Here is a 24678-nt window from a genome sequence, read left to right as displayed (position 1 = left end):
CCGGCGATGACCTCCACCTACCTCCCCGACCGGCGGAGCGGCCCGGCCGCCGACCGCCCGCCCCCGGCCGCCGGCGCGGTCCGCGGGCGGTCGCGGCGGCGCGCGCGCAACTGGCTGACCGCGGTCGCCTTCCAACTGCCCGCGCTGGTCCTGTTCATCGGGCTGGTGCTGCTGCCGATGCTGTTCGCGCTGTACGCCGCCTTCTTCCGCTGGGGCGGCTTCGGCATGCCGTCCGACTACACGGGCGTGGACAACTTCAGCCGCCTCTTCCAGGACCCGGTCTTCCTGGGCGACCTGTGGCGCTGCCTGGTGCTGGTCCTGCTCTCGCTCGCCCTGCAGCTGCCGTTCGCCCTCGCCATGGCGGTGCTGCTCAACCAGCGGCTGCGCGGCCGGGCGGTGTACCGGATGCTGTTCTTCGCGCCGTACGTCCTGTCCGAGGCCATCACCGGCGTGCTGTTCAGCATGGTCTTCGCCCCCGACGACGGGCTCGCGGACCACGTGCTCGGCGCCGTCGGCCTGGACGGCCTGGGCGGCGAGTGGTTCGCCGACCCCTCCTACGTCATGGCCACCCTGTTCCTCGTCATGACCTGGAAGTACTTCGGCTTCCACATGATGCTCTACCTGGCCGGACTCCAGTCGGTCCCGGCGGAGTTGAACGAGGCGGCGCTGATCGACGGCGCCGGCCCCTGGCAGCGCTTCCGCAACGTCACCCTGCCGCTGCTCGCGCCCACCCTGCGGATCAGCGTCTTCCTGTCCGTCATCGGGTCGATCCAGCTCTTCGACCTGGTGTGGGTCGTCACCCAGGGCGGACCCGACCACCACTCCGAGACGATGGCCGTGACCATGTTCCAGTACGGCTTCAAGCGCTACCAGGTCGGCTACGCCAGCGCGGTCAGCGTGGTCATGTTCGGCATCTGCCTCGTCTTCGCCCTCTCCTACCAGCGGTTCGTGCTCCGCCGCGACCTCGAAGGGGCCACCACCACGATGAGGGGAGCCGGCACGTGAGGCGGCAGACCGCACGCACGCTCCCGCTGCACGGGATCCTCGTCGTGGTCGGGGCGGTGATGGTCGTACCCCTGGTGTACGCGATCCTGTCGGGCTTCAAGTCCACCGACGAGCTGTCCCGCAACCCGTTCGGGCTGCCCGACCGGTGGCTGACCGGCAACTACACCGGCATCCTGCGCTCCGGCGACTTCTGGCGGCTCCTCGGCAACAGCACGCTGATCGCGGTGGCGACGACCGTGCTGGTGGTCGCCGTGTCCGCGCTCGCGGCCTTCTCCTTCGCCCGGTTCGCCTTCCGCGGACGGGAATGGCTGTTCACCCTCTTCACCATGGGGCTGATGTTCCCGTTCGCGGTGGCCGCCCTGCCGCTGTTCCTGCTGCTGCGCTCCCTGGACCTGCTGGACAATCCGCTCGGCGTGATCCTCCCGCAGGCCGCCTTCGGACTGCCGATGACGATCATCATCCTGCGCGGCTTCTTCCGGCAGATACCCGGCGAGCTGGAGGAGGCGGCCACGCTCGACGGCTGCAGCGCCTTCGGGTTCTTCTGGCGGGTGCTGCTGCCCATGGCCCGGCCCGCGCTCGGCACCGTCTCGGTCCTCGCGGTGGTCACCAGCTGGAACAACTTCTTCCTGCCGCTGCTGGTGTTCACCGACAGCACCTGGTGGACGCTGCCCGTCGGCGTCCAGCAGTTCCAGGGCCAGTACTCGGCGGAGTACGCCCGGGTCTTCGCCTACCTCGTGCTCGCCATGGTCCCCGCCCTCGCCTTCTACTCGGTCGCCGAACGCCAGCTCGTCGGCGGTCTGACCGCGGGCGCCACCAAGGGCTGAGCCACCCCCGACAGACAGGAGTCGCACCATGCCCATGACGCGTCTCGGACTCGCCGGCGCCCTCGCGGCCGTCCTGGTGGCCGCGGGCCTCGCCGCGGGACCCGCCGCGCAGGCCCACGACCGGCAGCCCACCCTCGCCGAACTCGCCCAGCGGCACGGCCGCTACTTCGGCAGCGCCACCGACAACCCCGAACTCTCCGACAGCGCCTACACGAAGATCCTCGGCAGCGAGTTCGACATGATCACCCCGGGCAACGGGATGAAGTGGTACGCCACGGAGCCGCGGCAGGGCGTCTTCGACTGGACCGCCGGCGACCAGATCGTGGACCTCGCGCGCCGGCACCACCAGAAGGTCCGCGCCCACACCCTCGTCTGGCACAGCCAGCTCCCGGACTGGCTGACGTCGACGGAGTGGACCGCCGACGAACTGCGGGCCGTGCTGAAGAAGCACATCACCACGGAGGTACGGCACTACCGCGGCAAGGTCTACTCCTGGGACGTCGTCAACGAGGCGTTCAACGAGGACGGCAGCTACCGCGAGACCATCTGGTACAAGACGCTCGGCCCGGGCTACATCGCCGACGCGCTGCGCTGGGCCCACGCGGCCGACCCGCACGCCAGGCTCTACCTCAACGACTACAACATCGAGGCCGTCGGCCCGAAGAGCGACGCCTACCACCGGCTGGCCAAGGAGCTGAAGGCGCAGGGCGTCCCGCTCGACGGCATCGGCCTGCAGGCCCACCTGGCCCTGCAGTACGGCTATCCGGCCACACTGGAGGACAACCTCCGCCGCTTCTCGCGCCTCGGCCTCGACACCGCCCTCACCGAGGTCGACGTGCGCATGCAACTGCCCGCGACCGACGGGAAGCTGGCCGAACAGGCCGACTGGTACCGGAAGCTGACCAGGGCCTGCCTGGCCGTCCGCCGCTGCGTGGGCGTGACGGTGTGGGACTACACCGACAAGTACTCCTGGATCCCGGCCTTCTTCCCCGGCGAGGGCGCGGCCCTGCCCTGGGACGAGGAGCTGGCGCCCAAGCCCGCCTACTCGGCGCTGCGGGAAGCGCTGCGGGAGCGGTCGGTCACCTGACGTGACCGGGCCCGGACGCGGTTCGGGGCCGGTGCGCACCGTGCGTGTGCGGCCGGCCCCTCAGATCGCCGGGCGGCGCGGCGGTACCGCCCGGAAGGTGCGCCCGGACGGTCAGGCGGCGGTCATCACCCGGTCCGCACCGAGCGGGCGGTGCGGGGCGATGACGCTGCCGTCGGGCAGAAGCTCACCGGTGTCCTCGAAGAGCAGGACGCCGTTGCACAGCAGGCTCCAGCCCTGCTCCGGGTGGTGCGCCACGAGGCGGGCGGACTCCCGGTCGGCGGACTCGGCTGGCGGGCACGGTGGCTGGTGCTGGCACATGGATGGGATCTCTCGCTCTGTCGTGGTCATGTCCGTCCCCCGTGGTGATACGTCGGTCGGAACCCAGTGTTGCCCTCTGGGCGTCAATCCGCAGGGATTTCGCAGCACGGCTTCTCACAGGTTCATGACGCGTCACCCGCGCGGGCGGTTCATCCCAACTGCACTGTCACTTCGGGTGGTTTCGGGGGGCCGGAAAGGGCTAGTCCGAACGGCAGAGATCCCTTTTCCGGCTCGTAGGAGCGGCTGATCGCTCGGGCGAGCGAGCACCGGCCGGAAAAAACGCGCGTACCCCGCTTCCCGTCCGGGGAGCGGGGTACGCGCGGGTCGTTCAGGCGGGAATGGAACCGAGCAGTGGGACGGGAGTCGCCCGATGGGTCAGCACCGGGAGCAACTCGGCGACGCGGTGCGGCCGGTGGGCCGGGATGCCGGGCGGCGCCGGGGCCAGGGGCACCAGCAGGTCGGCGGCGGCCGGATGTCCCTCGGAGGCGTCGGCGCCGACGTCGCCGTGCAGCCACAGCGTGAGCATGTACAGACCGGGCACGGACAGCAGGCGCGGCTGGTACGGCTGCGTCAGCGCCTCGGCCTGCTGCAGGGCGCGCTCGGTGGAGGTGATCCAGGGCCCCTCGAAGAAGTGCGAGAAGGCCCAGCCGTCCGCGGTCAGCATGGTGTCGGCGGCGGCCACCGCCCGGTCGCCGCAGCGGATCAGGAACCGCCAGCCGGCCAGCCGGGTGGCGGTCAGGCCCTGTGCGGTGATCCGGTCCAGTACGTGTACCGGAAGCGGGAGTTCGGGCGTCGTGGGTCCCTGTGCGGCGCGCAGGGAGGGAGTTCTGGCCTCGCGGACCGCGGTGGGGGAACCGAGGGCCGTGAGGACGGAACGCAGTGCGGGCGCGGGTGCGGCGGGCGCGTGCAGGGGCATGGTGGGTCGCCTCTCGTTCGACAGGCGCGGCGGCGCGAGGAGGGTGGGGCGGACGGCGCTGTCAGCTCACAGATGGCCAGAGAGGTGGGGCCCGGTTCGGTGAGCGAGGGTACGGCTGAGGCCTGCCGCTGAATCGTCGGCAGGAACACGACAGAAACCGGGACCACGGGCACCAACCCCGGGCCTTGTTCGCGAAGTTTATACGACACGTGTTCAGACGATGTTTCGTCTACCGCATTCGGGTCGGCCCGGCAAGACGTCATTCAGCCGACGATTCGTCTGCATGCATCCCGCTTTTCGTGCCGGGAACCCGCGCTGACCTCGTTGTACACCGCCGCCGCGGTCGGCCGATTGTCGTCGGCGTTTTTCACGAGGCGATCGGGGCACACGAACGTGCGTGATGCGGCATGCCCCGTGAATGTGCCGCCGGGAACATACCGACAGAGTAGCGGGCGCCTGGCCCGCGCGGGACGTTATCGATCGCTTCCACTGGGCATCATCCAGACCCGGGACCCCGGCGGCCGATCCGCGGCCCGCCATCCGAGGAGGGACACTTAGATGGGGGAGAAGGTCGTGGCAGGGCAGTTCGACCTGTCCGATCGCCAGCGGTACCGCGAAAAGCTCCAGAAGTGTCTGACGGGACTCGAGCGGCTGCTGGACGAGAAGCGGTTCGACCGCGCCAAGAACCTCATGGGCGTCGAGATCGAATTGAATCTCGCCGGCCGCGACGGTATGCCGAAAATGTTGAACGGGCAGGTGCTGGAGCGGATTGCGAGCCGTGATTTCCAAACGGAGCTCGCGATGTTCAACCTCGAGGTGAACATCGCCCCGCACCGGCTGGGCGGCCGGGTATTCGACCGGCTCGCCGAGGAACTGCGCACCTCACTCGCGTACGCCGACCGAAAGGCCGGCGAGGTGGACGCCGGCATCGTGATGATCGGTATTCTGCCCACGCTCGACCGGGACGACCTCGTCTCGTCCAACCTCTCCGAGGCGGACCGCTACACCCTGCTCAACGACCAGATCGTGGCGGCGCGCGGCGAGGACTTCCAGCTCGACATCGAGGGCGTGGAGCACCTGCGCTGCACCTCGAAGTCCATCGCTCCCGAGGCCGCCTGCACCTCGGTGCAGCTGCACCTCCAGGTCACCCCGGCCCGCTTCGCCGACGTGTGGAACGCCGCCCAGGCGGCGTCCGCGGCGCAGATCGCCGTCGGCGCCAACTCGCCGTTCCTGTTCGGGCGCGAACTCTGGCGCGAGTCCCGGCCGCCGCTGTTCCTCCAGGCCACCGACACCCGTCCGCCGGAACTCCAGGCGCAGGGCGTGCGGCCGCGCACCTGGTTCGGCGAGCGGTGGATCACCTCCGCCCGGGAACTGTTCGAGGAGAACCTGCGCTACTTCCCGGCGCTGCTGCCGATGTGCGACGACGAGGACCCGCTGGAGGTCCTCGACGCCGGCGGCATACCGAAGCTCGCCGAACTGGTGCTGCACAACGGCACGGTGTACCGCTGGAACCGGCCCGTGTACGACATCGCGGACGGTGTGCCGCACCTGCGGGTGGAGAACCGGGTGCTGCCGGCCGGCCCGACCATCACCGACGTGATCGCGAACGCGGCCTTCTACTACGGCCTGGTGCGGGCCCTCGCCGAGGAGTCGCGCCCGGTGTGGACCCGGCTGCCGTTCGAGGCGGCCGAGGCCAACTTCGACGCGGCCTGCCGGGACGGCATCGACGCCCGCTTCGTCTGGCCGCGCCGCGGCCGCTACGGCGGCACGGGCGAGGTCGACGCCGTCACCCTGGTCCGGGACGAACTGCTGCCGCTCGCTTCCGCCGGGCTCGACGCCTGGGGCGTGGAGGCCGCCGACCGCGACCTCTACCTGGGCGTCATCGAGGAGCGCTGCCGGCGCCGGGTGAACGGGGCGTCCTGGCAGACGGCCACCTTCCACCGGGCGCTGGAGCAGGGACTAGGGCGCGGGGCCGCGCTGGCCGCGACGACACGCCGCTACGCCGAGCTGATGCACGTGGGCGAGCCGGTGCACACCTGGCCGGTCGGGCTTCCCGAGCCCGTCCCGCTCGGCTGAGGGTACGCGCCGGGCCCTGCGCGGCGAGCCGGGCCCGGTCGAGCGCTCCGGAAGACGATCCGGCATGCTGTGCTCGCACGGCCGGAGCGACGACAGGAGTGCACGTGGAGGCGGACCCGGCGGCCGCAGGCCATCCGCAGGAGCGGTTCCCGCGGCGGATCCTCCGGGACGAGACACTGCTCGTGCTGGCGCTCTCGCTCGGCGCGAGCGGCGTGTCCGCGCTGATCAGCTTCGTCGGGTCGGTCACCAGGCCGGGCGGGCTCAAGGACCAGGCGGCCACTCTCAACGCCTCCGCCGCGCCCGGGCGTCCCTGGCTCGACCTGGCCTGGCAGCTCTTCGGCATCGCCTCCGCGCTGGTGCCCGTGGCGCTGGTCGCCCATCTGCTGATGCGCGAGGGCGAGAGCCTGCGCACGCTGGGCTTCGACCGCAGCCGCCCCTGGCCCGACCTCGGCCGGGGCGCGGGCGTCGCGGCCGTGATCGGCAGCACCGGCATCGCCTTCTACCTGGCCGCCCGCGGCCTCGGCTTCAACCTCACCGTGGTGCCCGAGGCGCTGCCCGACGTGTGGTGGAAGTACCCGGTGCTCGTCCTGTCGGCGGTGCAGAACGCCGTCCTGGAGGAGGTCATCGTCGTCGGCTATCTGCTGCGCAGGCTGGGGCAGCTCGGCTGGACGGCGGGGACCGCGCTGGTGGCCAGCGCGGTCCTGCGCGGCTCGTACCACCTCTACCAGGGCATCGGCGGCTTCGTCGGCAACATGGTGATGGGCGTGGTCTTCGTCTGGCTCTACCGCCGCTGGGGCCGGGTCGGCCCGCTGGTCGTCGCCCACTCCCTGCTCGACATCGGCGCTTTCGTCGGTTACGCCCTGCTCGCGGGCAGGGTGGACTGGCTGCCGACGGCCTGAGACGGGGGCCGCCCCGGCCGCTCAGGCGAGCAGTTCGCCCTCGATGACGGTGACCGCGCGGCCGGTCAGCAGCGTGCGGTCGCCGCGCAGACCGGTGCGCACCAGCCCGGCACGACGGGAGGCCTGCAGGCCCGTGAGGTCGTCCCGGCCCAGGCGCGCGGACCAGTGCGGGGCCAGCGCGGTGTGGGCGCTGCCGGTGACCGGGTCCTCGTCGATGCCGACGTTGGGGAAGAAGCAGCGCGAGACGAAGTCGTAGCCGAGCGAGGGGTCGTCCGCGCGGGCGGTGGCGATGACGCCCCGCGCGGAGTGCGCCGTCAGGGCCTTGTGGTCGGGGGCGAGCGCGAGCACCGTCCGCTCGTCGGCCAGCTCCACCAGCAGGTCGCCGACGTTCGGCCCGGTGTCGTAGGCGACCACCGGGGCGGCGCCCAGCGCCTCGCCGACGCCGTCCGGGACGGCCACCTCGGTGAGCGGGGCGGTGGGGAAGTCCATGGTGATCGCGCCGTCCGAGCCCGGCGTGGCGACGAGGACGCCGCTGCGGGTGGCGAACCGCACCGGGCCCTCGTGGGCGCCGGTGGTGTGCAGGACGTGCGCGGTGGCGAGCGTGGCGTGCCCGCACATGGCGACCTCGGCGACGGGCGTGAACCAGCGCAGCGCCCAGTCCGCCTCGCCGCCCGCGGGCAGCCGGTGCGCGAAGGCCGTCTCGGCGTGGTTCACCTCCAGAGCTACGTTCTGCAGCCAGTCGTCGTCCGGGAAGACGTCCTCCAGGAGCAGGACGCCGGCCGGGTTGCCGGCGAAGGGGCGGTCGGTGAAGGCGTCGACGATTCGGATGCGCATGGCGCAGACGCTAGGGCCGCGGCGGACCCGGAACCAAGGCCAATCGACGAGTCCTGGACCCATTTCCCGCCCCGCTGTGCGGCGAGGCGGCCGGCGGGCCGCGGTGATCCCGCTTTCCGGGCGGGTGCGAAAGAGCCTTGTCGTGCGAACGCTTCCGATATATCGTTGAGGTATCGCGTAAGAACGCGAAGCGAACGTGACCGGTCAACGATGGGATGGAGTGATCACGATGCGCAGCCACGGATTCGAGCGTGGACATCGTCAGGACGGCCCGGGCCGGGGCGGGTTCGGCGGCTTCGAGGGGCGGCGGGCCGCCTTCGGGCCCTTCGGCCCGGGCGGCCCCGGCTGGGGACCCGGCGGACCCGGGTTCGGACCGGGGCCGTGGGGGCCGCGAGGGCGTGGCGGACCGAGGGGACGGGCACGGCGTGGCGACGTGCGCGCCTCGATCCTGGCCCTGCTCAAGGAGGGGCCCCGGCACGGCTACGAGATGATCCAGGAGATCGCCGAGCGCAGCGGCGGCGCCTGGAAGCCGAGCCCCGGCTCGGTGTACCCCACCCTCCAGCTGTTGGAGGACGAGGGGCTGATCGCCAGCGAGAGCGAGGGCGGCAAGAAGCTGTTCTCCCTGACCGACAGCGGCCGCGCGGCCGCCGAGGAAGGCCCGGACGCCCCCTGGGAGGAGGCCTCGCGCGGGGTCGACTGGGAGGCCCTCGGCGAGATCCGGCAGGCCGGCATGGGCCTGATGCAGGCCTTCGGGCAGGTCTGGAACACGGGGACCAAGGAACAGCGCGACAAGGCGGTGGCCGTCCTCAACGACGCCCGCAAGAAGCTGTACCTCATCCTCGCCGACGAGGACTGAGCCCCACGGCACCGGGGCGCCCCGCCGAACCTCCGTGGGGCGCCCTCGTGTCAACGGCCTGATCTCCTCCCTGAGGATGAGATCCCGGCGGCCCATGTCCACTCCGCGCGGCACCCGAAGATGGTTCCCCCCGTGGATGACCCGGCCGCCTGTGGCTGATGAGGTGATGGTGTGCATCCCCGTACAGCCCGCCGGAGCATTCCCGACCAGGGACTCCCGCACACGGACGACGATGCCGTGCTCGGTGCCGAGCTGGCGGCGGTGGTCGCCGGTGCCCGCCGCCGGGCGGTGCGCGACGGGGACCGCCAGATCGACACCGCCCATCTGCTCCACTCGCTCCTGGAGCACGACCCCGAGGTCAGGGCCGCCGTGGGCGGGGCCCCGCGGCTCGCCCGGCTGCTCGGCTACCTGGTGCAGCGCAGCATCGGCTACGGGCTGCGCTGGCAGCACAGCGTGGAGGGCTCCGGCGCGCTCGCCGCCCTGCCCGGTCCCGCCCGGTACGACGGCGGGCAACCGGGCGGCGCGGCGCACGGCGACACCGGGCACTGGTCGCCCGTCGCGGCCGTCGCCCTCGAGGAGGCCCGCAGGCGCGCGCGACGCCGCGGTGCGGCCCGGACCGGCGGCACCGACCTGCTCGCCGGGCTCGTCCTGGACTCCCGGTCCCGGGCCGTCGAGGTCCTGGAACGCGCCGGCATCGGGACCCGTGAGCTGGGCGCCCGGCTCGACGGCCGCCCGGCGGACGCCCGGCCCTGACACCGTCCATCCCCTGAGACAGGTGTCAACGAGGGTGACGCTCATGTCAACGCCTGCCATCATGTGCCGGTGCCTATATCTGCAAGCAGCCGGGGCAGCCACGGCAAGGGCGCCGGGCTCGGACTCGCGCTCGTGTCCGCGCTGGCCTTCGGCGGGTCCGGAGTCGCGGCCAAGCCGCTGATCGAGGCGGGACTCGACCCGCTCCACGTGGTGTGGCTACGGGTGGCGGGCGCCGCCGTGGTCATGCTGCCGCTCGCCGTGCGGCACCGCGCGCTGCTGCTGCGCCGCCCCGCGCTGCTCGCCGGGTTCGGACTGCTGGCCGTGGCCGGCGTCCAGGCGTTCTACTTCGCCGCGCTCTCCCGCGTCCCGGTCGGCGTGGCGCTGCTCGTCGAGTACCTGGCCCCCGCGCTCGTGCTCGGCTGGGTGCGGTTCGTGCAGCGGCGGCCGGTCACCCGCGCGGCCGCGCTCGGCGTGGTCCTCGCGGCCGGCGGCCTCGCCTGCGTGGTCGAGGTGTGGGCGGGCCTGAGCTTCGACGCGGCCGGCCTGCTGCTCGCGCTCGGCGCCGCCTGCTGCCAGGTCGGCTACTTCGTCCTGTCCGACCAGGGCGGCGAGGCGGGCGAGCAGGCGCCGGACCCCCTCGGCGTCATCGCCTACGGCCTGCTCATCGGCGCCCTCGTGCTGACCGCCGTGGCCCGCCCGTGGAACATGGACTGGCCGGTGCTGGCCGGCTCCGCGCGGCTGGACGGCACCGCCGTCCCGGCCGTCGCCCTGCTGGCCTGGGTGGTCCTCGTCGCCACGGTCGCCGCGTACATCACCGGCGTGCTGTCCGTGCGCCGGCTGTCCCCGCAGGTCGCCGGTGTCGTCGCCTGCCTCGAGGCGGTCATCGCGACCGTGCTGGCCTGGGTGCTGCTCGGCGAGCACCTGTCCGCGCCGCAGATCATCGGCGGCGCCGTGGTCCTCCTCGGCGCGTACATCGCCCAGTCCGCGGCGCCCGCCAAGGGGGCGGCGGAGCCGGTGGCCGCGGGCGGCGGCGCGGAACGGGAGTTGTCCGCACGCGGGACGGCTGCCTAAGGTGCCGGTCATGACGTCGAACGCGCTCGTCCTCTCGCCGCCCGCCGCCTGAGGCGGGCCCCCGTGGTGAACGCCCGGCGCGCCGCGCCGGGCGGGACGGTGCTGCCCGCAGACGGAGTCCCCGCGTCCCGCTGAGCCGGGTCGCCTTCCGAACTTCCGCACTCCGGTGCGCTTCTGCGGAGAGAAACCTCGTGTCGAACGCTGTCTCCGGCCTGCCCGTCGGGCGTGGCCTGCTCTACCTGATCGTCACCGGTGCCACCTGGGGCACCGCGGGCGCCGTCGCCTCCCTGGTCTACCGGACCAGCGAGATGGGCGCCTTCACCCTCTCGTTCTGGCGCTGCGCCGTCGGGCTGGTGCTGCTGCTGGCCGGCCGGCTGCTGCGCGGCCGGGGCCGGGCGGCAGCGCCCGAACCGCTGCGGCGCAGGGCCGGCAAGGCCGCCGCCACCGGCGTCGGGCTCGCCGTGTTCCAGACCGCCTACTTCGCCGCCGTCGGGTCGACCGGGCTCGCCGTCGCCACCGTGGTCACGCTGGGCGCGGGCCCCGTGCTCATCGCGCTGGGCGCCCGGCTCACCCTGGGCGAGCGGCTCGGCGCCGGCGGTCTGCTCGCGGTCGCCGGCGCCCTCGCCGGGCTCGCCGTGCTCACCCTCGGCGGCTCCGCCGCGACCGTCCGGCCGGTCGGCGTGCTGTACGCGCTGGCGTCGGCGGCCGGCTACAGCGGCATGACGCTGCTGACCCGCCGCTGGGGGCGCGACGGCGCCGCCGACTCCTCCGGCACCACCATCGGAGCCTTCGCCGTCACCACCCTGTGCCTGCTGCCGTTCGCCCTGGTCGAGGGGCTCCTCCCGCACACCGGCCACCCCGTGCGGCTGCTGGTCCTGATCGCGTACATCGCGTCCGTGCCCACCGCCCTCGCCTACGCCCTGTACTTCGCGGGCGCCGCCGTCGTCCGCTCCGCCACCGTCTCCGTGATCATGCTGCTGGAGCCGGTGACCGCGGCCGTGCTCGCCGTGGCGCTGCTCGGCGAGCGCCTCACGGCGGCCACCCTGGCCGGCACGCTGCTGATGCTCGGCGCGGTCGCGGGCCTGGCGCTGGGCGAGGCCCGCGGGGCCGGACGCCGGGAACCGGTGCCCGCGACCTCCTAGCTCACCGGGCCAGGTAGTCCGGGAGCCCGATGCCGGGCGCCAGGTCGGGGTTGGGGACGGGGGCTTCGTAGCCCTTGCGGAGCGGCACGACCCCGGCCCAGTGCGGCAGCGTCAGGTCCTCGGGCTCGTCGTTGGCGCCACCGGTGCGGATCTTCGCGGAGACCTCGTCCAGGTCGAGGCGGATGACCGCGGTGGCGGCCAGCTCCTTCTTGTTCGCGGGCCGGGAGTCGGCGGCCCGGCCCGGTACGACGTGGTTCACCAGCGCGTCCAGGGCCAGCCGCCGCTCCTCGGGGTCGGTGACCTCGTGGGCCGTGCCGTGCACCACCACCGAGCGGTAGTTCATCGAGTGGTGGAAGGCGGAGCGGGCCAGCACCAGGCCGTCGACATGGGTGACCGTCAGGCACACCTGGAGCCCCGGATCGGCCTCGCCGGTCATCCGCAGCGGGCGCGAACCGGTGGACCCGTGGACGTACAGCCGCTCGCCGACCCGGCCGTACAGCGTCGGCAGCACCACCGGCGCGCCGTCGCGGACGAAGCCGAGGTGGCAGACGTAGCCCTCGTCGAGTATCGCGTGCACCACGTCCCGGTCGTACGTCGCCCGGTCCGCGGAGCGCGTGGGCACGGTGCGGTCGGTCGGTGTGTACGCGGCGGACTGCGACGAGGCTTCCCGGGTCCCCTGCATGGCGTTCTCCATTGTACTAGTGCATAATTGGTTTTGTGCTAGGAGAGTATCCGATTCAGGGCCGGGGCGCAGCGGAGATCGCGGCCAGCGTCGAGCGGGCCGTGGGCGCCGGGGAGCTGGAGCCCGGCCGGCCCCTGCCCCCGATGCGGGAGCTGGCGGCCCGGCTCGGGGTGAACGCGAACACGGTCGCGGCCGCCTACCGCACCCTGCGCGAACGCGGGGTGATCGAGACCGCGGGGCGGCGCGGCAGCCGGGTGCGTGCCAAGCCGGCCACGACCGGACGCGAGCAGCTGCGGGTGGAGGTGCCGGCGGGCGTGCGGGACGTGGCCGACGGCAACCCGGATCCCGCGCTGCTGCCGCGCCTGGCGGACGCCTTCGCGGCGGCCGCCGCCCACGGCGACCGGGAACCCGTGCTGTACGGGCACGACCCGGTGGAGCCGGAGCTGGCCCGGCTGACCCGCGCCGCACTGGACGCCGACGGCGTGCCGGACGGACCCGTCGCCGTCGCCTCCGGTTCGCTGGACGTCATCGAACGGGTCCTCGCGGCCCACCTCAGGCCGGGCGACCAGGTGGCGGTGGAGGACCCAGGCTGGGGCAGCGTGCTCGATCTCGTCCCGGCGCTCGGGCTGCGCACGGTGCCCGTCGGAGTCGACGACGAGGGCCCGCTGCCCGCCGACGTCCGTCGCGCGCTTCAGGCCGGGGCGCGGGCGCTGATCGTCACCGACCGGGCGCAGAACCCGACCGGCGCCGCGCTGAGCGCCACGCGCGCGCGTGCGCTGCGCTCGGTCCTCGCGGACCACCCCGCGACGCTGCTGATCGAGGACGACCACGGCCACGGCATCGTCGACGTGCCGCTGCGGCCGCTGGCCGGCGTCACCCGCCACTGGGCCTTCGTGCGCTCCGTTGCGAAGGCCTGGGGGCCGGACCTACGGCTCGCGGTGTTCACGGGCGACGCCGTCACCGTCGACCGGGTGCGCGGGCGGCAGCGGCTGGGGCCCGGATGGGTGAGCCGGCTCGTCCAGCGGGCCGTGGTGGAACTGTGGCGCTGCGGCGCCGTCGACCCCCTTGAGGTGGCTGCCTCCTACGGTGCGCGCCGGGAGGCGCTCGTCGAGGCGCTCGCCGCGCGCGGGGTGCCGGCGCACGGGCGCAGCGGCATGAACGTCTGGGTGCCGGTGCCCGACGAGACGGGCGTGGTGGCCCGGCTGCTGCACGCGGGCTGGGCGGTCACCCCGGGCGCCCGGTTCCGGCTGGGCTCACCGCCGGGCGTCCGCGTCACGGTCTCCGCCCTCGCCCCCCGGGACATCGTCCCCCTGGCCGACGCGGTGGCGGATGCTGTACGCCCGTCCCCGGCCCGGTCCTACGGCTGAGGACGGACCGTCGCGGTGGGGGGCCTGCCGGTAGGCCGGGCGAGTGCGGTGACCGCGGGGAGCCCTGCCGACGAGGCCGGTGGCCCGTGCGCACCGTTGAGGACCGTCTCGACCGGGCCTGGCGGGTCGTGCGCACGGTTGAGGGCGGTGCCGAGCGGGCCCGGTGGGCCGTGCGGCACGGTTGAGGGCGGTGCCGACCGGGCGCGGTGGGCCGTGCTCACCCCGCGAGTGGCGTCTGTCGGCGGGCCGAGCGAGCGCGCTCACCGCTGAGGAGCGGCACCTGCGGACGGGCCGGGCGGCCGTGCTCACCGTCGTGGAGCGGCGCCCGTCAGCAGGTGCAGTACGTCGGTGAGGGCCCGGCGCGCCTTCTCGTCCGTGAGGAGGCCGTCGGCGCCGACCATGGTGCGGTCCACCGGGATCCGTACGCATGCGGGCTCCACGACGGCGGCCCCGGTGTAGCCGAGGACGGTGCGCAGGGTGGCCTCCGCGCCCTGGCCGCGGCCCGGTGCCGCCGCGGTGACCCACGCAGTCGGTTTGCCGCAGATCTCGGTGCCGCCGACCGTCCAGTCCAGCAGGTTCTTGAAGGAACCCGGCAGCGTGCCCGCGTACTCGGGGGCGCAGATCAGGAGGGCGTCGGCGCCGTCGATCGCCGCGCGCAGCCGGGCCACCGGAGCCGGCGGCGGATCGGTGTCGTCGTCCGGGTTGAAGTGCGGAAGCCCGGCCAGCCCCGTGTACCGGACCGTGTCCACCCCGGCGGACGGCCCCAGGGCCCGCGCGGTGCGCAGCACGGTGTCGTTGGTGGAGCCGGTGCGCAGGCTCCCCGACAGCAACAGGACGATCGGCAGCGCAGTCACCCGCCCAACTTACTTCCCTTCGGCCTGACTTGGGTGAGCGCGGCCCCGGCGAGGACGATCACGGCGCCGACCGGAGTGGTCCAGCGCAGCGACTCGCCGAGGATCGCCACGCCGGCCGCCGTGGCGATGACCGGGATGAAGTAGGTGACCATCTGGGCGGTGGTGGGCCCGACTTCGGCGACGAGGCCGTACTGGATGAGCACCGCGAGCCCCGTGCCGAGAGCGCCCAGCGCGGCCACGGCCAGCAGCGGGACGACCGGGAAGCGGTCCGGGAGCGGGGTGAACAGCGGGGTCACGACGGCCAGTTGCACCGTCGCCAGCAGCAGCTGGGCCCCCGTCATGGACAGGTGCGAGTTCCCGGTCCCGGCCAGGGTCCGGCGGACGTAGATCCAGCCGATCGGGTAGCTGAGCGAGGCGAGCAGCGCCATCGCCGTGCCCGTAGCGTCCAGCCCGTGGAAGCCCTGCCAGGCGCCCAGCACGGTCAGCACACCCAGGAAGCCGAGGCCGAGCCCCGCGACGCGCACCCGCGTGGGCCGGTCCTCGGAGAGGGCGACCATCGACAGGGCCATGCCCCACAGCGGTGAGGTGGCGTTGCAGATGCCGGCCAGGGTGGAGGGGATGGTCAGCTCCGAGTACGCGAACAGGGAGAACGGCAGGGCGTTCAGGAAGAACGCGGCGACCGCCATGTGCCCCCACAGCCGGCCCCCGCGCGGCAGCCGCTCCCGCTTCACGGCCATCGCCGCCGCCAGTACAGCCGTACCGAAGACCAGCCGGCCGAGTGTGACCTGGAACGGCGCGTAGCCGTCCGTGCCCACCTTGATCAGCAGGAAGCTGAAGCCCCAGATCAGCGACAGGGCGCCGAAACGCAGCCGCCAGTCGAGGCGGGCGCGGGGCCGGGCGGGCGCGGGGGACTGGGTCGAGGGTGCGGTGACCGTGCTCATGCCGTCAACGATGCGGGAGTCGACGTCGTAGCACAATCGAGAATTCTCACCGGATACCTCTTAGTATCGCTTACATGTTGAACCTGGAGCGCCTGCGCACCCTGGACGCCCTCGCCCGGCACGGCTCGGTCAGCGCCGCCGCCGACGCCCTGCACGTCACGACGTCCGCGGTCTCCCAGCAACTGGGCAAGCTGGAGCGCGAGGCCGGGCAGCGGCTGCTGGCGAAGAACGGCCGTGGCGTGCGGCTGACGGACGCCGGACGGCTGCTGTCGGAGCACGCGGCCCGCATCCTGTCCCAGGTCGAACTCGCCCAGGCCGATCTGGAGGCGCACCGCGGCCAGGTCGCGGGCGAGCTGCGCGTCTCGGCGTTCCCGACCGCCGCCCGCGGGCTGTTCCCCACCGCGCTCGCCGACCTGCGCGGCCGGCACCCGGGCCTGCGGGTGCGCTCCAGCGAGCTGGAGCCAGAGCACGGCATCGCCGCCGTCGTGCGCGGCGACCTCGACCTGGCCGTGGTCCTCGACTGGTACAACAAGCCGATGCCCGTGCCCGACGGGCTGGTCAAGGCCCCCTTGCTGGACGATCCGGCCGACGTGGCCATGCCGGCCGGGCACCGGCTCGCGGACCGGGACGAGGTGGACCTCGCCGAGTTCGCGGAGGACGAGTGGATCACCTGGGGGGAGGGCGAGTTCTGCCACGAGTGGCTGATGTTCACCCTGCGCTCCAAGGGCATCGAGCCGATCGTCGGGCACCGGGCCGGGGAGACCCACACCCAGCTCGGGCTGGTCGCCGCCGGGCTCGGCGTGTGCATCGCGCCGCTGCTGGGACGGCACCCGGTGCCACCGGGCATCGTGCTGATCCCGCTCAGGCAGCGGGTACGGCGGCACGTCTACGTCGTCTGGCGGGCGGACGCCGACCGCCGCCCCTCGATCCGCGCCGCTGTCGACGCGCTGCGGGCGGCGGCCGAGCGGGTGGACCGGCTCTGAGGCGGCCCGGCCGCCGAGCCTCCGCGGGCCTCAGCCCACCGCACCGAGCTTGCGGAAGTCCCAGGACACCGTCGTGTCCGGGGTCAGCCGGGCCCAGGCGTGCCGGCCGTCGTGCGGCATCTCGTCCAGGCCGAAGTACTTGCGCGCGAACAGCGTCTCGGGGGTGTCGAGTTCGGCGCGCAGCTCCCCGGTCCGGGGCACCTCGCCGACGAACTCCACCCGCCCGGACAGCTCGGCCCCGCGCAACTCGTCGTACTCCTCGCCGGAGTCGACCACGACCGCCACCCGGGGATCGCGGCTGAGCTGCGCCCAGCGCCGGCTGCGCACCACGGAGTACAGCCACAGGGACGTGCCGTCCCAGACGAACCACAGCGCGCTGACGTGCGGCGTGCCGTCCGCCGAGACGGTCGCGACCCGGCAGGTGCGCCGGCTGGTCAGGAAGTCGTCCAGTTCCCCGGGCGTCATCATGATCTTCCGGCCCCGGCGCTGCTGAGTCACGGTCATACGGCCCCTCTTCTCCCACGTCGTACCGGCGGAACCCGCCCCCGGCGCGATCCTCCGGGATCACGCCGGGAAAAGGAACAGGACGGGCTCGCCGGCCGTTCCCGCGCGCCTCAGGCCAGCTTGATCTCGTCGCCCGAGACGGTGATCTTCTCCGCGGCCAGCGGCTGGGTGGCGGGCCCCTGCTTCACGCTGCCGTCCGCGACGGAGAAGTGGCTGTTGTGGCACGGACAGACGATCACGCCGTCCGAGACCCGGGACACCGCGCACCCCTGGTGGGTGCACTTGGCGGAGAACGCCTTGTAGGTGCCGGCCGTCGGCTGGGTGACCACCACGCCCTGGTCCGTGAAGATCTTGCCGCCGCCCTCGGGGATGTCCGAGGTCCGGGCCAGGGCGCTGCCCCCCGCCGCCTCGCCGGTTTTCGGGGAAGCGCCCCCCTGCGTGGACCCGGTCGTGCCCGCGGTGCCGGACCCGGTGTCGACGGCGTCCGAGGAAGCGTCGCCCGAACCGCAGGCGGTCAGCGCGGCGGCGAGCCCGGCCGCTCCGGCCGCCGCCATGACGGTACGGCGGGCCGGTCCCGCTTCGGGCTTGAACGATGCGCTGGTCATGACGTGGTTCCCTTCCGCGGAGCGTCTCGTGGTCCGCCCAGGGGTACGGTCCGGGACGCCCGCCTGTTCAGACGGGCGCCCGGATCCCTGCACCAAGGGCGGACCGGCATGGAACCACGGCCGGCCCGCCCGATCCCGTCACCACGGCCGCGCGCCGTCCGTCCGACCACCGGCCGGACCTGCTCCTGCCCCAGTAACCTGGGGCGATGCTCAAGGAAGTCACCGCGACCCGCTACATCACCCCTTTGCGTGAGGGCGGCTCGCTGCCGGGACTCGTCGAGGCCGACGACTTCGGCACCTACGTCATGAAGTTCACCGGTGCCGGACAGGGCCGCAAGACCCTGGTCGCCGAGGTGGTGTGCGGCGAACTCGCCCGCCGGCTGGGCTTCCGGATGCCCCGGCTGGTCACGGTGGAACTGGACCCCGTCCTCGGCCTCGGCGAGCCCGAACAGCAGGTGCAGGACCTGCTCAGGTCCAGCGGCGGCGCCAACCTGGGCATGGACTTCCTCTCCGGCGCCCTCGGCTACGACCCGCTCGCCTTCCCGGTGAGCCCCGCCGAGGCCGGGCGGATCGTCTGGTTCGACGCGCTGATCAACAACGTCGACCGGTCCTGGCGCAACCCCAACCTCCTGGTGCACCGCGGCGAGCTCTGGCTCATCGACCACGGCGCCACGATGATCTGGCACCACAACTGGCCCTCCGCCGAGGCCTCCGCGGCCCGCCCGTACGACGCCGCCGACCACGCCCTCGCCCGCTTCGCGCCGGACGTCGCCGCCGCAGCGGCCGAGCTGGCCCCCAGGGTCACCGAGGACCTCCTCGCCGAGGTCACCGCCGAGATCCCCGACGCCTGGCTGGCCGGCGAGCCGGGCTTCGGCACCCCGGACGAGCTCAGGGCCGCCTACGCACGGCCGCTGCTCGCCCGGGCGGCCGTCATCGCCGAGCGCATCACCGGCATCGAGGAGAGCAAGTGAGCGAGCGTCACATCCACATGGCCGGTCATGTGACCGAGCGCCACATCACCCGGGCCGGCCAGGGCGGTGACCGGGACGTGTTCGAGTACGCCCTGCTGCGGGTCGTGCCGCGGATCGAACGCGGCGAGTGCGTCAACGCCGGCGTGGTGGTCTACTGCCGCGCCCAGGCCTACGTAGGCGTCCGGACCCACCTGGACGAGGCCCGGCTGCTCGCCCTCGACCCCGCGGCGGACGTGGCGGGCGTGCGGGCCGCGCTCGGCGCGGTGGAACGGGTCTGCGCCGGCGGCGAGGGGGCAGGGCAGGCGGCCGGCGACGACGCCGGGCGGCGCTTCCGCTGGCTGATCGCGCCCCGCTCCACCGTCGTGCAGCCGGGGCCCGTGCACACCGGGCTCACCGCCGACCCGGACGCCGAGACCGAGCGTCTGCTGGACCTCCTGGTGAGGTAATGGATCACACCGGCCCGGTGTCCCGTTGACACCGGGTGCCAGGGCTTCTAGCGTCGCGTGTGCTGAAGGTACTAAGCGGTCGCTCACCGCACCGGCCGGCTCCGCCTGGAGCCGCACAGGTTCTCTCAAGGGCGAGGAGAAGCAGCAATGTCCACCAATGAACAGCGGGTCGCGGTAGTCACCGGCGCGGCGCGCGGCATCGGGGCCGCCACCGCCGAACGGCTGGCCGCCGAGGGTCGCGCGGTCGCCGTGATCGACCTCGACGAGGCCGCCTGCAAGGACACCGTCGAGAAGATCACCGCGGCCGGCGGCCGGGCGATCGCGGTCGGCGCCGACGTCTCCGACGAGGCGCAGGTCGAGGCCGCCGTCGCCCGGATCGTCGAGGAGCTGGGCGCCCCGACCATCCTGGTCAACAACGCCGGCGTGCTGCGCGACAACCTGCTGTTCAAGATGAGCGTCTCCGACTGGGACACCGTCCTGAACGTGCACCTGCGCGGCTCGTTCCTGATGACCAAGGCCGTCCAGAAGCACATGGTCGACGCGGGCTTCGGCCGGGTCGTCAACCTCTCCTCGTCCTCCGCGCTCGGCAACCGCGGCCAGGCCAACTACTCGGCCGCCAAGGCCGGTCTGCAGGGCTTCACCAAGACCCTCGCCATCGAGCTGGGCAAGTTCGGCATCACCGCCAACGCCGTGGCCCCCGGCTTCATCGCCACCGAGATGACCAAGGCCACCGCCGACCGCGTCGGCATGGGCTTCGACGACTTCAAGGCCGCCGCCGCCACCCAGATCCCGGTCCAGCGCGTGGGCGAGCCCGAGGACATCGCGAACGCCATCGCCTTCTTCACCGGCGAGGCGGCCGGCTTCGTCTCCGGCCAGGTGCTGTACGTGGCCGGCGGACCGCTCGACTAGGAAGCCAGGGGAATCACCGACATGACTGAACTCCCGGAACTCTCCGGCAAGGTCGCCCTCGTCACCGGCGCCAGCCGCGGCATCGGCCACGGCGTCGCCGAGGCGCTGGTCGCCCGCGGCGACCGCGTGTGCATCACCGGGCGCAACGAGGACGCCCTGAAGGAGGCCGTCGAACGGCTCGGCGCCGACCGGGTCATCGGCGTCGCCGGCAAGGCCCACGATCTCGGCCACCAGAGCGAGGCCGTCGAGCGGACCATGGAGGCCTTCGGCCGCGTCGACTTCCTGGTCAACAACGCCGGCACCAACCCCGTCTTCGGGCCCATCGCCGACCTCGACCTGGACGTCGCCCGCAAGGTGTTCGAGACCAACGTGATCTCGGCGCTCGGCTTCGCCCAGAAGACCTGGCACGCCTGGCAGAAGGACAACGGCGGCGCGATCGTCAACATCGCCTCGATCGCGGGCCTCGCGCCCTCGCCGTTCATCGGTGCCTACGGCGTCAGCAAGGCCGCGATGATCAACCTGACCCAGCAGCTCGCGCACGAGTTCGCGCCCCGGGTGCGGGTCAACGCGATCGCCCCGGCCGTCGTGAAGACCAAGTTCGCCCAGGCGCTCTACGAGGGCCGCGAGGCGGAGGCGGCCGCCTCCTACCCGCTCGGCCGGCTCGGCGTCCCCTCCGACATCGGCGGGGCCACCGCGTTCCTCACCTCCGAGCAGTCCGACTGGGTCACCGGTCAGACCCTCGTCGTGGACGGCGGCATCTTCCTCAACGCCGGCGTCGCCTGACCGGTACCGGCCGGTCGTCTTTTTCGGGCGCCGTTTCCCAGCGGAACGGCGCCCGAAACGCTGCACAAAGCACGCACAGCGGACTGACAACGTAGTCATCGCACAATCGATCAAGAAGGGCTGGTTCAGGGGAGGTTCAGGGGCCCGAACGCTGCGGTATGGTCTGCCGACCCTTGGTATGGCGGATCGAGGAGCGTGCGCGTGTTCAACCGGAACCGATTCCTGCGGAGAGTCGCGGCGATCGCGTCCATATCCCTGGTGGCCGGCTGCGGTCTGTTCTCGAACGGCGATCCCGACGGCAAGGGCCCGATCGTCGTCGGAACCACCAGTGCGCCCAGCACCCTGGACCCGGCAGGCGCCTGGGACGGCTCCTGGGAGCTGTACCGCAACATCTACCAGACGCTCCTCGCCTACCCGAACGGCGCCACCACCCCGCAGCCGGACGCCGCGGAGAGCTGCTCCTTCACCGACACCGCCAGCCGCACCTACCGCTGCAAGCTGCGCCCGGGCATGAAGTTCGCCGACGGGGACCCGCTGAACGCCGAGGCCGTCCAGCACTCCATCAACCGCATCCGCACCATCGACGCCCCCGGCGGTCCCGCCGGACTGCTCGGCAGCCTGGACCGCGTGGACGCGGTCGGCGACGACGAGGTGGTCTTCCGCCTCAACCAGTCCGACGCCACCTTCCCGTTCGTGCTCGCCACCCCGGCCATGTCCATCGTCGACCCCGACGACTACCCGGCGAACTCGCTGCGCAAGGACAACAAGGTGTTCGGTTCCGGTCCGTACACGCTGCAGTCCTACGAAGAGGGCAAGCAGGCCGTCCTGGCGCGCAACGAGAACTACCAGGGCTTCGCCAAGCGGCAGAACAGCGCGGTGACCATCCGGTACTACCAGGACTCGGCCACCATGGTGAAGGCGCTGCGCGACAAGCAGATCGACGTCACCTACCGAGGCCTCGCCGCCGACGACATCCTCGCCCTGCAGCGGGCCGGCGCCAGCGACCTGCAACTCGTGGACGGCACCGGCACGGACATCAGCTACCTGGTGTTCAACCCCAAGGACTCGTGGGCCAAGCAGCCCGCCGTGCGCAAGGCCATCGCCCAGGTCATCGACCGGGGCGCGATCGCGCACAAGGTCTACAAGGACACCGTGGTCCCGCTGTACTCGATGGTCCCGGCGGGCCTGACCGGCCACACCACCAGCTACTTCGACGACTTCGGCGACCCCAGCACGGCCAAGGCCCGCAAGATCCTCACCGCCGCGGGCATCACCCAGCGCGTCCCGCTCACCCTCTGGTACACCACCGACCGCTACGGCTCCGAGACGGCCGTGATGTTCCAGGAGCTCAAGCGGCAGCTCGACGCCTCCGGGCTGTTCAGCATCACCCTGAAGAGCCGCCCCTGGAAGACCTACGTGGTCGGCTACCAGAAGGGCGAGTACCCGGTGTTCGGCCGCGGCTGGTTCCCGGACTTCCCCGACGCGGACAACTTCATCGCCCCCTTCGTCGGCGAGCACAACGCCCTGGGGACGCCGTACGACTCCAAGCAGATCACCAGCGTGCTGCTGCCCCGCTCGCGCGCCGAGAGCGAGCGCGGCAAGGTGGTCAAGGACCTGGAGGCCGCGCAGCAGATCATGGTGAACGACGCCCGGCTGATCCCGCTGTGGCAGGGCCGGCAGTACGTGGCGGCGAGCGAGGACATCTCGGGCGGCGAGCGCGCTCTCGACCCCTCGACGATCATGATGATGTGGGAGCTGCACCGCAAGACGAGCTGGTGACGGTCCGCCCGCCCCGGCTGTCAGTGGTCGCCTGTAGGTTCTGAGAACCGAAGTGACCGCACATCGTGAGGACGTTGACGTGACCGACACCGCCATGCTGCCCGAGTCCTGGCGCGGGGTTCTGGGTGACGAACTGCAGCAGCCCTACTTCAAGGAGCTGACCGAGTTCGTCGAGGAGGAGCGGGCGAGGGGCCCCGTCTACCCGCCGCGCGAGGAGGTCTTCGCCGCCCTCGCCGCGACGCCGTACGACAAGGTCAAGGTGCTCGTCCTCGGCCAGGACCCGTACCACGGCGAGGGCCAGGGCCACGGTCTGTGCTTCTCGGTCCGGCCCGGTGTGAGGACCCCGCCCTCGCTGCGGAACATCTACAAGGAGATGAAGGAGGAGCTGGGCCTGCCCGTCCCGGACAACGGCTACCTGATGCCGTGGGCCGAGCAGGGCGTGCTGCTGCTCAACGCGGTGCTCACGGTCCGCGCCGGGGAGGCGAACTCGCACAAGGGCAAGGGCTGGGAGAAGTTCACGGACGCGGTGATCCGCGCGGTGGCCTCCCGTCCCGACCCGGCGGTCTTCGTGCTGTGGGGCAACTACGCGCAGAAGAAGCTCCCGCTGATCGACGAGACCCGGCACGCGGTGGTGAAGGGCGCGCACCCCTCACCGCTGTCGGCGAAGAAGTTCTTCGGCTCCCGCCCCTTCACCCAGATCAACGAGGCCGTGGCCGCACAGGGGCACGAGCCCATCGACTGGCGGATCCCCGACCTGGGCTGACCCGAATGGCAGCGGGCGGTCCCGTGTCGTACGGGGCCGCCTGCCCCGGATCGCCGGTGCCTGCGGTTAGCGTCGGAGCGGACGGTGACCCGACAGCCGACGACGGCCGGAGGACGCGGTGGCGGAGCGACAGGAGCAGGCGGCGCCGGACGCCCTGCTGACGCGGATCGGTCAGGTCGTGATGCTGCACCGCGGCGGCGACCGCGAGGAGGCCCGCCGCCGCCTCCTCCAGCTCTGGGCGGAGATCGGCGAGGACGGCGCGCCGCTGCACCGCTGCACCCTGGCCCACTACCTGGCCGACACCCAGGACGACCCGGCCGACGAACTGGCATGGGACCTGCGGGCGTTGTCGGCGGCCGAGGAACTGGCGGACGGCCGCGGCGCCGGTGACCCGGTCAGCGTCCGCGGCTTCATCCCGTCCCTCCACCTCAACCTGGCCGCCGACTACGCCCGGCTGGGCCAGGCCGAGGCCGCCCGCAGCCATCTGGGCCGGGCCCGCCGCACCGCCGGCTCGCTGTCCGACGACGGCTACGGCGACGGGGTGCGGGCGGCGATCAGCCGCCTTGAGCTGCGGCTCGGTGAGGACGGCGGCACCGGCGACTCCTGGGGGCCGCCGCGGCAGCGGCCCACCGGTTAGCCCGGTGCCGGCCGCTGCGGCGGTCAGCGACCGTAGGCCTGCTCGCAGATCTCCGACTCCGGGCTGCCGCCGCGCCAGCCGCCGTACTGCCTGCCGAGGGCGCACACGTCCGGCGCCTGCGGCAGCGGCTGCGCCGCGCCCGGCAGGCGGCCGCCCTGCCGGCGCGGGGGCTCATGGTGCGGCAGGACGGGCGCGGGCGGGGCGGCCGGACGGCGGGTGACCGGTGGAGCCGCGGGCGTCGGGCGCCGGGCGTCCGGCTCCCCGTGCCGCGGCCGCCGGGACGGGCCGGCCATCTCCAGTGCCTCCCGCGCCGGGGCCTGCACCACCCGCGGCGCGGCACTGCCGTCCGGACGCGGAGCGGTCCGCTGCGAGGACACGGTGTCCGGCGGGGGGCCGGAGGTCACCGGGCGCTGTACCGTGACACAGCCGGAGAGGGCCGAGACGGCCACGGTGACCAGGAGCGCTGTGGTGGTCGTCGTTCGATGCACCCGTGCAACTCTGCTGGGTCCACAGCCGCGCCGACACCGCGTACGGGGGGTTGATGCCCCGCACGGGTGATCTCGTGCCCCGTACGGAGGGCCCCGGCGCCCCGAGGCTGACGCCCGGCGGGGGTGCGGCCGGACCCTCACGGACCGGAGCGGCGCGGCCGGACCGGACCGGCGCGGCCCGGCCG

Annotated in this window: 27 protein-coding genes; 18 read left to right on the top strand and 9 right to left on the bottom strand. The window is 72.9% G+C overall.

What is annotated here, in order from left to right:
- Positions 1–6: 6 nt before the first annotated feature.
- The 3 genes from ACFQ9Z_RS03605 to ACFQ9Z_RS03595 are packed head-to-tail and all read left to right on the top strand — an operon-like array spanning position 7 to position 2916.
- The gene (locus ACFQ9Z_RS03605) at positions 7–1005 is read left to right on the top strand and encodes a carbohydrate ABC transporter permease (RefSeq protein WP_383010216.1); all 999 of its coding nucleotides are present in this window, start codon (positions 7–9) and stop codon (positions 1003–1005) included.
- Between the two features lie 59 nt (positions 1006–1064).
- Positions 1065–1829 carry a carbohydrate ABC transporter permease gene (locus tag ACFQ9Z_RS03600; protein WP_235902391.1) on the top strand — a complete coding sequence of 255 codons (765 nt, stop codon included), beginning with the start codon at positions 1065–1067 and terminating at the stop codon, positions 1827–1829.
- 28 nt (positions 1830–1857) lie between these two features.
- Positions 1858–2916 carry an endo-1,4-beta-xylanase gene (locus ACFQ9Z_RS03595; RefSeq protein ID WP_383010214.1) on the top strand — a complete coding sequence of 353 codons (1059 nt, stop codon included), beginning with the start codon at positions 1858–1860 and terminating at the stop codon, positions 2914–2916.
- 111 nt (positions 2917–3027) lie between these two features.
- Here ACFQ9Z_RS03595 and ACFQ9Z_RS03590 read toward each other — a convergent pair whose 3' ends face one another.
- Positions 3028–3234, bottom strand: coding sequence for a DUF5999 family protein (locus tag ACFQ9Z_RS03590; protein ID WP_383010318.1), 207 nt, complete (start codon positions 3232–3234; stop codon positions 3028–3030).
- Between the two features lie 328 nt (positions 3235–3562).
- Positions 3563–4150, bottom strand: a complete 588-nt coding sequence (locus ACFQ9Z_RS03585) for a hypothetical protein (RefSeq protein ID WP_383010212.1) — start codon at positions 4148–4150, stop codon at positions 3563–3565.
- A gap of 558 nt (positions 4151–4708) precedes the next feature.
- On the opposite strand from ACFQ9Z_RS03585, the gene ACFQ9Z_RS03580 reads away from it, so the two are divergent.
- Together ACFQ9Z_RS03580 and ACFQ9Z_RS03575 are read left to right on the top strand one after the other, a co-directional pair.
- Entirely contained in the window at positions 4709–6226 is a 1518-nt protein-coding gene (locus tag ACFQ9Z_RS03580) for a glutamate--cysteine ligase (protein WP_383010210.1), read from the top strand.
- Positions 6227–6324: 98 nt separating this feature from the next.
- Positions 6325–7125 carry a CPBP family intramembrane glutamic endopeptidase gene (locus ACFQ9Z_RS03575; protein WP_383010208.1) on the top strand — a complete coding sequence of 267 codons (801 nt, stop codon included), beginning with the start codon at positions 6325–6327 and terminating at the stop codon, positions 7123–7125.
- Positions 7126–7146: 21 nt separating this feature from the next.
- On the opposite strand, the gene ACFQ9Z_RS03570 is transcribed toward ACFQ9Z_RS03575, so the two are convergent.
- A complete protein-coding gene (locus ACFQ9Z_RS03570) occupies positions 7147–7959 on the bottom strand; it encodes a PhzF family phenazine biosynthesis protein (RefSeq protein ID WP_383010206.1) in 813 nt (270 codons plus the stop codon).
- 229 nt (positions 7960–8188) lie between these two features.
- On the opposite strand from ACFQ9Z_RS03570, the gene ACFQ9Z_RS03565 reads away from it, so the two are divergent.
- From ACFQ9Z_RS03565 to ACFQ9Z_RS03550, 4 genes are all read left to right on the top strand, one after another.
- Positions 8189–8815, top strand: a complete 627-nt coding sequence (locus ACFQ9Z_RS03565; protein ID WP_383010204.1) for a PadR family transcriptional regulator — start codon at positions 8189–8191, stop codon at positions 8813–8815.
- A gap of 171 nt (positions 8816–8986) precedes the next feature.
- Positions 8987–9568: a Clp protease N-terminal domain-containing protein gene (locus ACFQ9Z_RS03560; protein ID WP_383010202.1), complete on the top strand. Its 582-nt coding sequence runs from the start codon at positions 8987–8989 to the stop codon at positions 9566–9568.
- A gap of 63 nt (positions 9569–9631) precedes the next feature.
- Entirely contained in the window at positions 9632–10639 is a 1008-nt protein-coding gene (locus ACFQ9Z_RS03555) for a DMT family transporter (RefSeq protein WP_383010200.1), read from the top strand.
- 191 nt (positions 10640–10830) lie between these two features.
- Positions 10831–11781, top strand: a complete 951-nt coding sequence (locus ACFQ9Z_RS03550; protein WP_383010198.1) for a DMT family transporter — start codon at positions 10831–10833, stop codon at positions 11779–11781.
- A gap of 1 nt (position 11782) precedes the next feature.
- On the opposite strand, the gene ACFQ9Z_RS03545 is transcribed toward ACFQ9Z_RS03550, so the two are convergent.
- On the bottom strand, positions 11783–12463 hold the full coding sequence (locus ACFQ9Z_RS03545; protein WP_383010196.1) for a pyridoxamine 5'-phosphate oxidase family protein: 681 nt from the start codon (positions 12461–12463) through the stop codon (positions 11783–11785).
- A gap of 35 nt (positions 12464–12498) precedes the next feature.
- Between ACFQ9Z_RS03545 and ACFQ9Z_RS03540 the strand changes: the two genes are divergently transcribed.
- Positions 12499–13830, top strand: a complete 1332-nt coding sequence (locus ACFQ9Z_RS03540; protein WP_383010194.1) for an aminotransferase class I/II-fold pyridoxal phosphate-dependent enzyme — start codon at positions 12499–12501, stop codon at positions 13828–13830.
- 305 nt (positions 13831–14135) lie between these two features.
- Here the strand turns inward: ACFQ9Z_RS03540 and ACFQ9Z_RS03535 are convergent, their stop codons facing one another.
- Both ACFQ9Z_RS03535 and ACFQ9Z_RS03530 read right to left on the bottom strand, forming a co-directional pair.
- Positions 14136–14684 carry an NADPH-dependent FMN reductase gene (locus tag ACFQ9Z_RS03535; RefSeq protein ID WP_383010191.1) on the bottom strand — a complete coding sequence of 183 codons (549 nt, stop codon included), beginning with the start codon at positions 14682–14684 and terminating at the stop codon, positions 14136–14138.
- Positions 14681–15625, bottom strand: coding sequence for a DMT family transporter (locus ACFQ9Z_RS03530; RefSeq protein WP_383010189.1), 945 nt, complete (start codon positions 15623–15625; stop codon positions 14681–14683). Before ACFQ9Z_RS03530 ends, ACFQ9Z_RS03535 begins: the two co-directional genes overlap by 4 nt.
- 74 nt (positions 15626–15699) lie before the next feature.
- On the opposite strand from ACFQ9Z_RS03530, the gene ACFQ9Z_RS03525 reads away from it, so the two are divergent.
- A complete protein-coding gene (locus tag ACFQ9Z_RS03525; protein ID WP_383010187.1) occupies positions 15700–16608 on the top strand; it encodes a LysR family transcriptional regulator in 909 nt (302 codons plus the stop codon).
- A gap of 30 nt (positions 16609–16638) precedes the next feature.
- Here the strand turns inward: ACFQ9Z_RS03525 and ACFQ9Z_RS03520 are convergent, their stop codons facing one another.
- The gene (locus ACFQ9Z_RS03520) at positions 16639–17112 is read right to left on the bottom strand and encodes a pyridoxamine 5'-phosphate oxidase family protein (protein WP_383010185.1); all 474 of its coding nucleotides are present in this window, start codon (positions 17110–17112) and stop codon (positions 16639–16641) included.
- A gap of 110 nt (positions 17113–17222) precedes the next feature.
- Entirely contained in the window at positions 17223–17717 is a 495-nt protein-coding gene (locus ACFQ9Z_RS03515; protein WP_383010183.1) for a Rieske (2Fe-2S) protein, read from the bottom strand.
- A 206-nt stretch (positions 17718–17923) separates the two neighbouring features.
- On the opposite strand from ACFQ9Z_RS03515, the gene ACFQ9Z_RS03510 reads away from it, so the two are divergent.
- From ACFQ9Z_RS03510 to ACFQ9Z_RS03480, 7 genes are all read left to right on the top strand, one after another.
- Entirely contained in the window at positions 17924–18688 is a 765-nt protein-coding gene (locus tag ACFQ9Z_RS03510; protein ID WP_383010181.1) for a HipA family kinase, read from the top strand.
- A complete protein-coding gene (locus tag ACFQ9Z_RS03505) occupies positions 18685–19134 on the top strand; it encodes a DUF3037 domain-containing protein (protein WP_383010179.1) in 450 nt (149 codons plus the stop codon). Before ACFQ9Z_RS03510 ends, ACFQ9Z_RS03505 begins: the two co-directional genes overlap by 4 nt.
- Before the next feature lie 147 nt (positions 19135–19281).
- Positions 19282–20043 (top strand): 3-oxoacyl-ACP reductase FabG, encoded by a 762-nt coding sequence (gene fabG / locus ACFQ9Z_RS03500; protein ID WP_383010177.1) that lies wholly within the window; start codon positions 19282–19284, stop codon positions 20041–20043.
- 21 nt (positions 20044–20064) lie between these two features.
- Positions 20065–20826, top strand: a complete 762-nt coding sequence (locus ACFQ9Z_RS03495) for an SDR family oxidoreductase (RefSeq protein WP_383010175.1) — start codon at positions 20065–20067, stop codon at positions 20824–20826.
- Between the two features lie 201 nt (positions 20827–21027).
- A complete protein-coding gene (locus ACFQ9Z_RS03490; protein ID WP_383010173.1) occupies positions 21028–22605 on the top strand; it encodes an ABC transporter substrate-binding protein in 1578 nt (525 codons plus the stop codon).
- Between the two features lie 79 nt (positions 22606–22684).
- The gene (gene ung, locus ACFQ9Z_RS03485; RefSeq protein ID WP_383010171.1) at positions 22685–23368 is read left to right on the top strand and encodes a uracil-DNA glycosylase; all 684 of its coding nucleotides are present in this window, start codon (positions 22685–22687) and stop codon (positions 23366–23368) included.
- 118 nt (positions 23369–23486) lie between these two features.
- A complete protein-coding gene (locus ACFQ9Z_RS03480; RefSeq protein ID WP_383010169.1) occupies positions 23487–24005 on the top strand; it encodes a hypothetical protein in 519 nt (172 codons plus the stop codon).
- Positions 24006–24028: 23 nt separating this feature from the next.
- Here the strand turns inward: ACFQ9Z_RS03480 and ACFQ9Z_RS03475 are convergent, their stop codons facing one another.
- Positions 24029–24493 carry a hypothetical protein gene (locus ACFQ9Z_RS03475; RefSeq protein WP_383010167.1) on the bottom strand — a complete coding sequence of 155 codons (465 nt, stop codon included), beginning with the start codon at positions 24491–24493 and terminating at the stop codon, positions 24029–24031.
- Positions 24494–24678 lie beyond the last annotated feature (185 nt).

The sequence above is a fragment of the Streptomyces sp. NPDC056580 genome (assembly GCF_042793175.1).
Lineage (GTDB): Bacteria > Actinomycetota > Actinomycetes > Streptomycetales > Streptomycetaceae > Streptomyces.
The sequence above is the reverse complement of the archived record's forward strand: the minus strand, read 5'-3'. Positions and strand labels throughout refer to the sequence as shown.

Bases quoted from the DNA above. Each gene is read 5' to 3' on its own strand.
- ACFQ9Z_RS03605 (WP_383010216.1), top strand. From the start codon at position 7: ATGACCTCCACCTACCTCCCCGACCGGCGGAGCGGCCCGGCCGCCGAC.
- ACFQ9Z_RS03600 (WP_235902391.1), top strand. From the start codon at position 1,065: ATGGTCGTACCCCTGGTGTACGCGATCCTGTCGGGCTTCAAGTCCACC.
- ACFQ9Z_RS03595 (WP_383010214.1), top strand. From the start codon at position 1,858: ATGCCCATGACGCGTCTCGGACTCGCCGGCGCCCTCGCGGCCGTCCTG.
- ACFQ9Z_RS03590 (WP_383010318.1), bottom strand. From the start codon at position 3,234: ATGTGCCAGCACCAGCCACCGTGCCCGCCAGCCGAGTCCGCCGACCGG.
- ACFQ9Z_RS03585 (WP_383010212.1), bottom strand. From the start codon at position 4,150: ATGCCCCTGCACGCGCCCGCCGCACCCGCGCCCGCACTGCGTTCCGTC.
- ACFQ9Z_RS03580 (WP_383010210.1), top strand. From the start codon at position 4,709: ATGGGGGAGAAGGTCGTGGCAGGGCAGTTCGACCTGTCCGATCGCCAG.
- ACFQ9Z_RS03570 (WP_383010206.1), bottom strand. From the start codon at position 7,959: ATGCGCATCCGAATCGTCGACGCCTTCACCGACCGCCCCTTCGCCGGC.
- ACFQ9Z_RS03565 (WP_383010204.1), top strand. From the start codon at position 8,189: ATGCGCAGCCACGGATTCGAGCGTGGACATCGTCAGGACGGCCCGGGC.
- ACFQ9Z_RS03545 (WP_383010196.1), bottom strand. From the start codon at position 12,463: ATGCAGGGGACCCGGGAAGCCTCGTCGCAGTCCGCCGCGTACACACCG.
- ACFQ9Z_RS03530 (WP_383010189.1), bottom strand. From the start codon at position 15,625: ATGAGCACGGTCACCGCACCCTCGACCCAGTCCCCCGCGCCCGCCCGG.
- ACFQ9Z_RS03525 (WP_383010187.1), top strand. From the start codon at position 15,700: ATGTTGAACCTGGAGCGCCTGCGCACCCTGGACGCCCTCGCCCGGCAC.
- ACFQ9Z_RS03520 (WP_383010185.1), bottom strand. From the start codon at position 17,112: ATGACCGTGACTCAGCAGCGCCGGGGCCGGAAGATCATGATGACGCCC.
- ACFQ9Z_RS03515 (WP_383010183.1), bottom strand. From the start codon at position 17,717: ATGACCAGCGCATCGTTCAAGCCCGAAGCGGGACCGGCCCGCCGTACC.
- ACFQ9Z_RS03510 (WP_383010181.1), top strand. From the start codon at position 17,924: ATGCTCAAGGAAGTCACCGCGACCCGCTACATCACCCCTTTGCGTGAG.
- fabG (WP_383010177.1), top strand. From the start codon at position 19,282: ATGTCCACCAATGAACAGCGGGTCGCGGTAGTCACCGGCGCGGCGCGC.
- ACFQ9Z_RS03495 (WP_383010175.1), top strand. From the start codon at position 20,065: ATGACTGAACTCCCGGAACTCTCCGGCAAGGTCGCCCTCGTCACCGGC.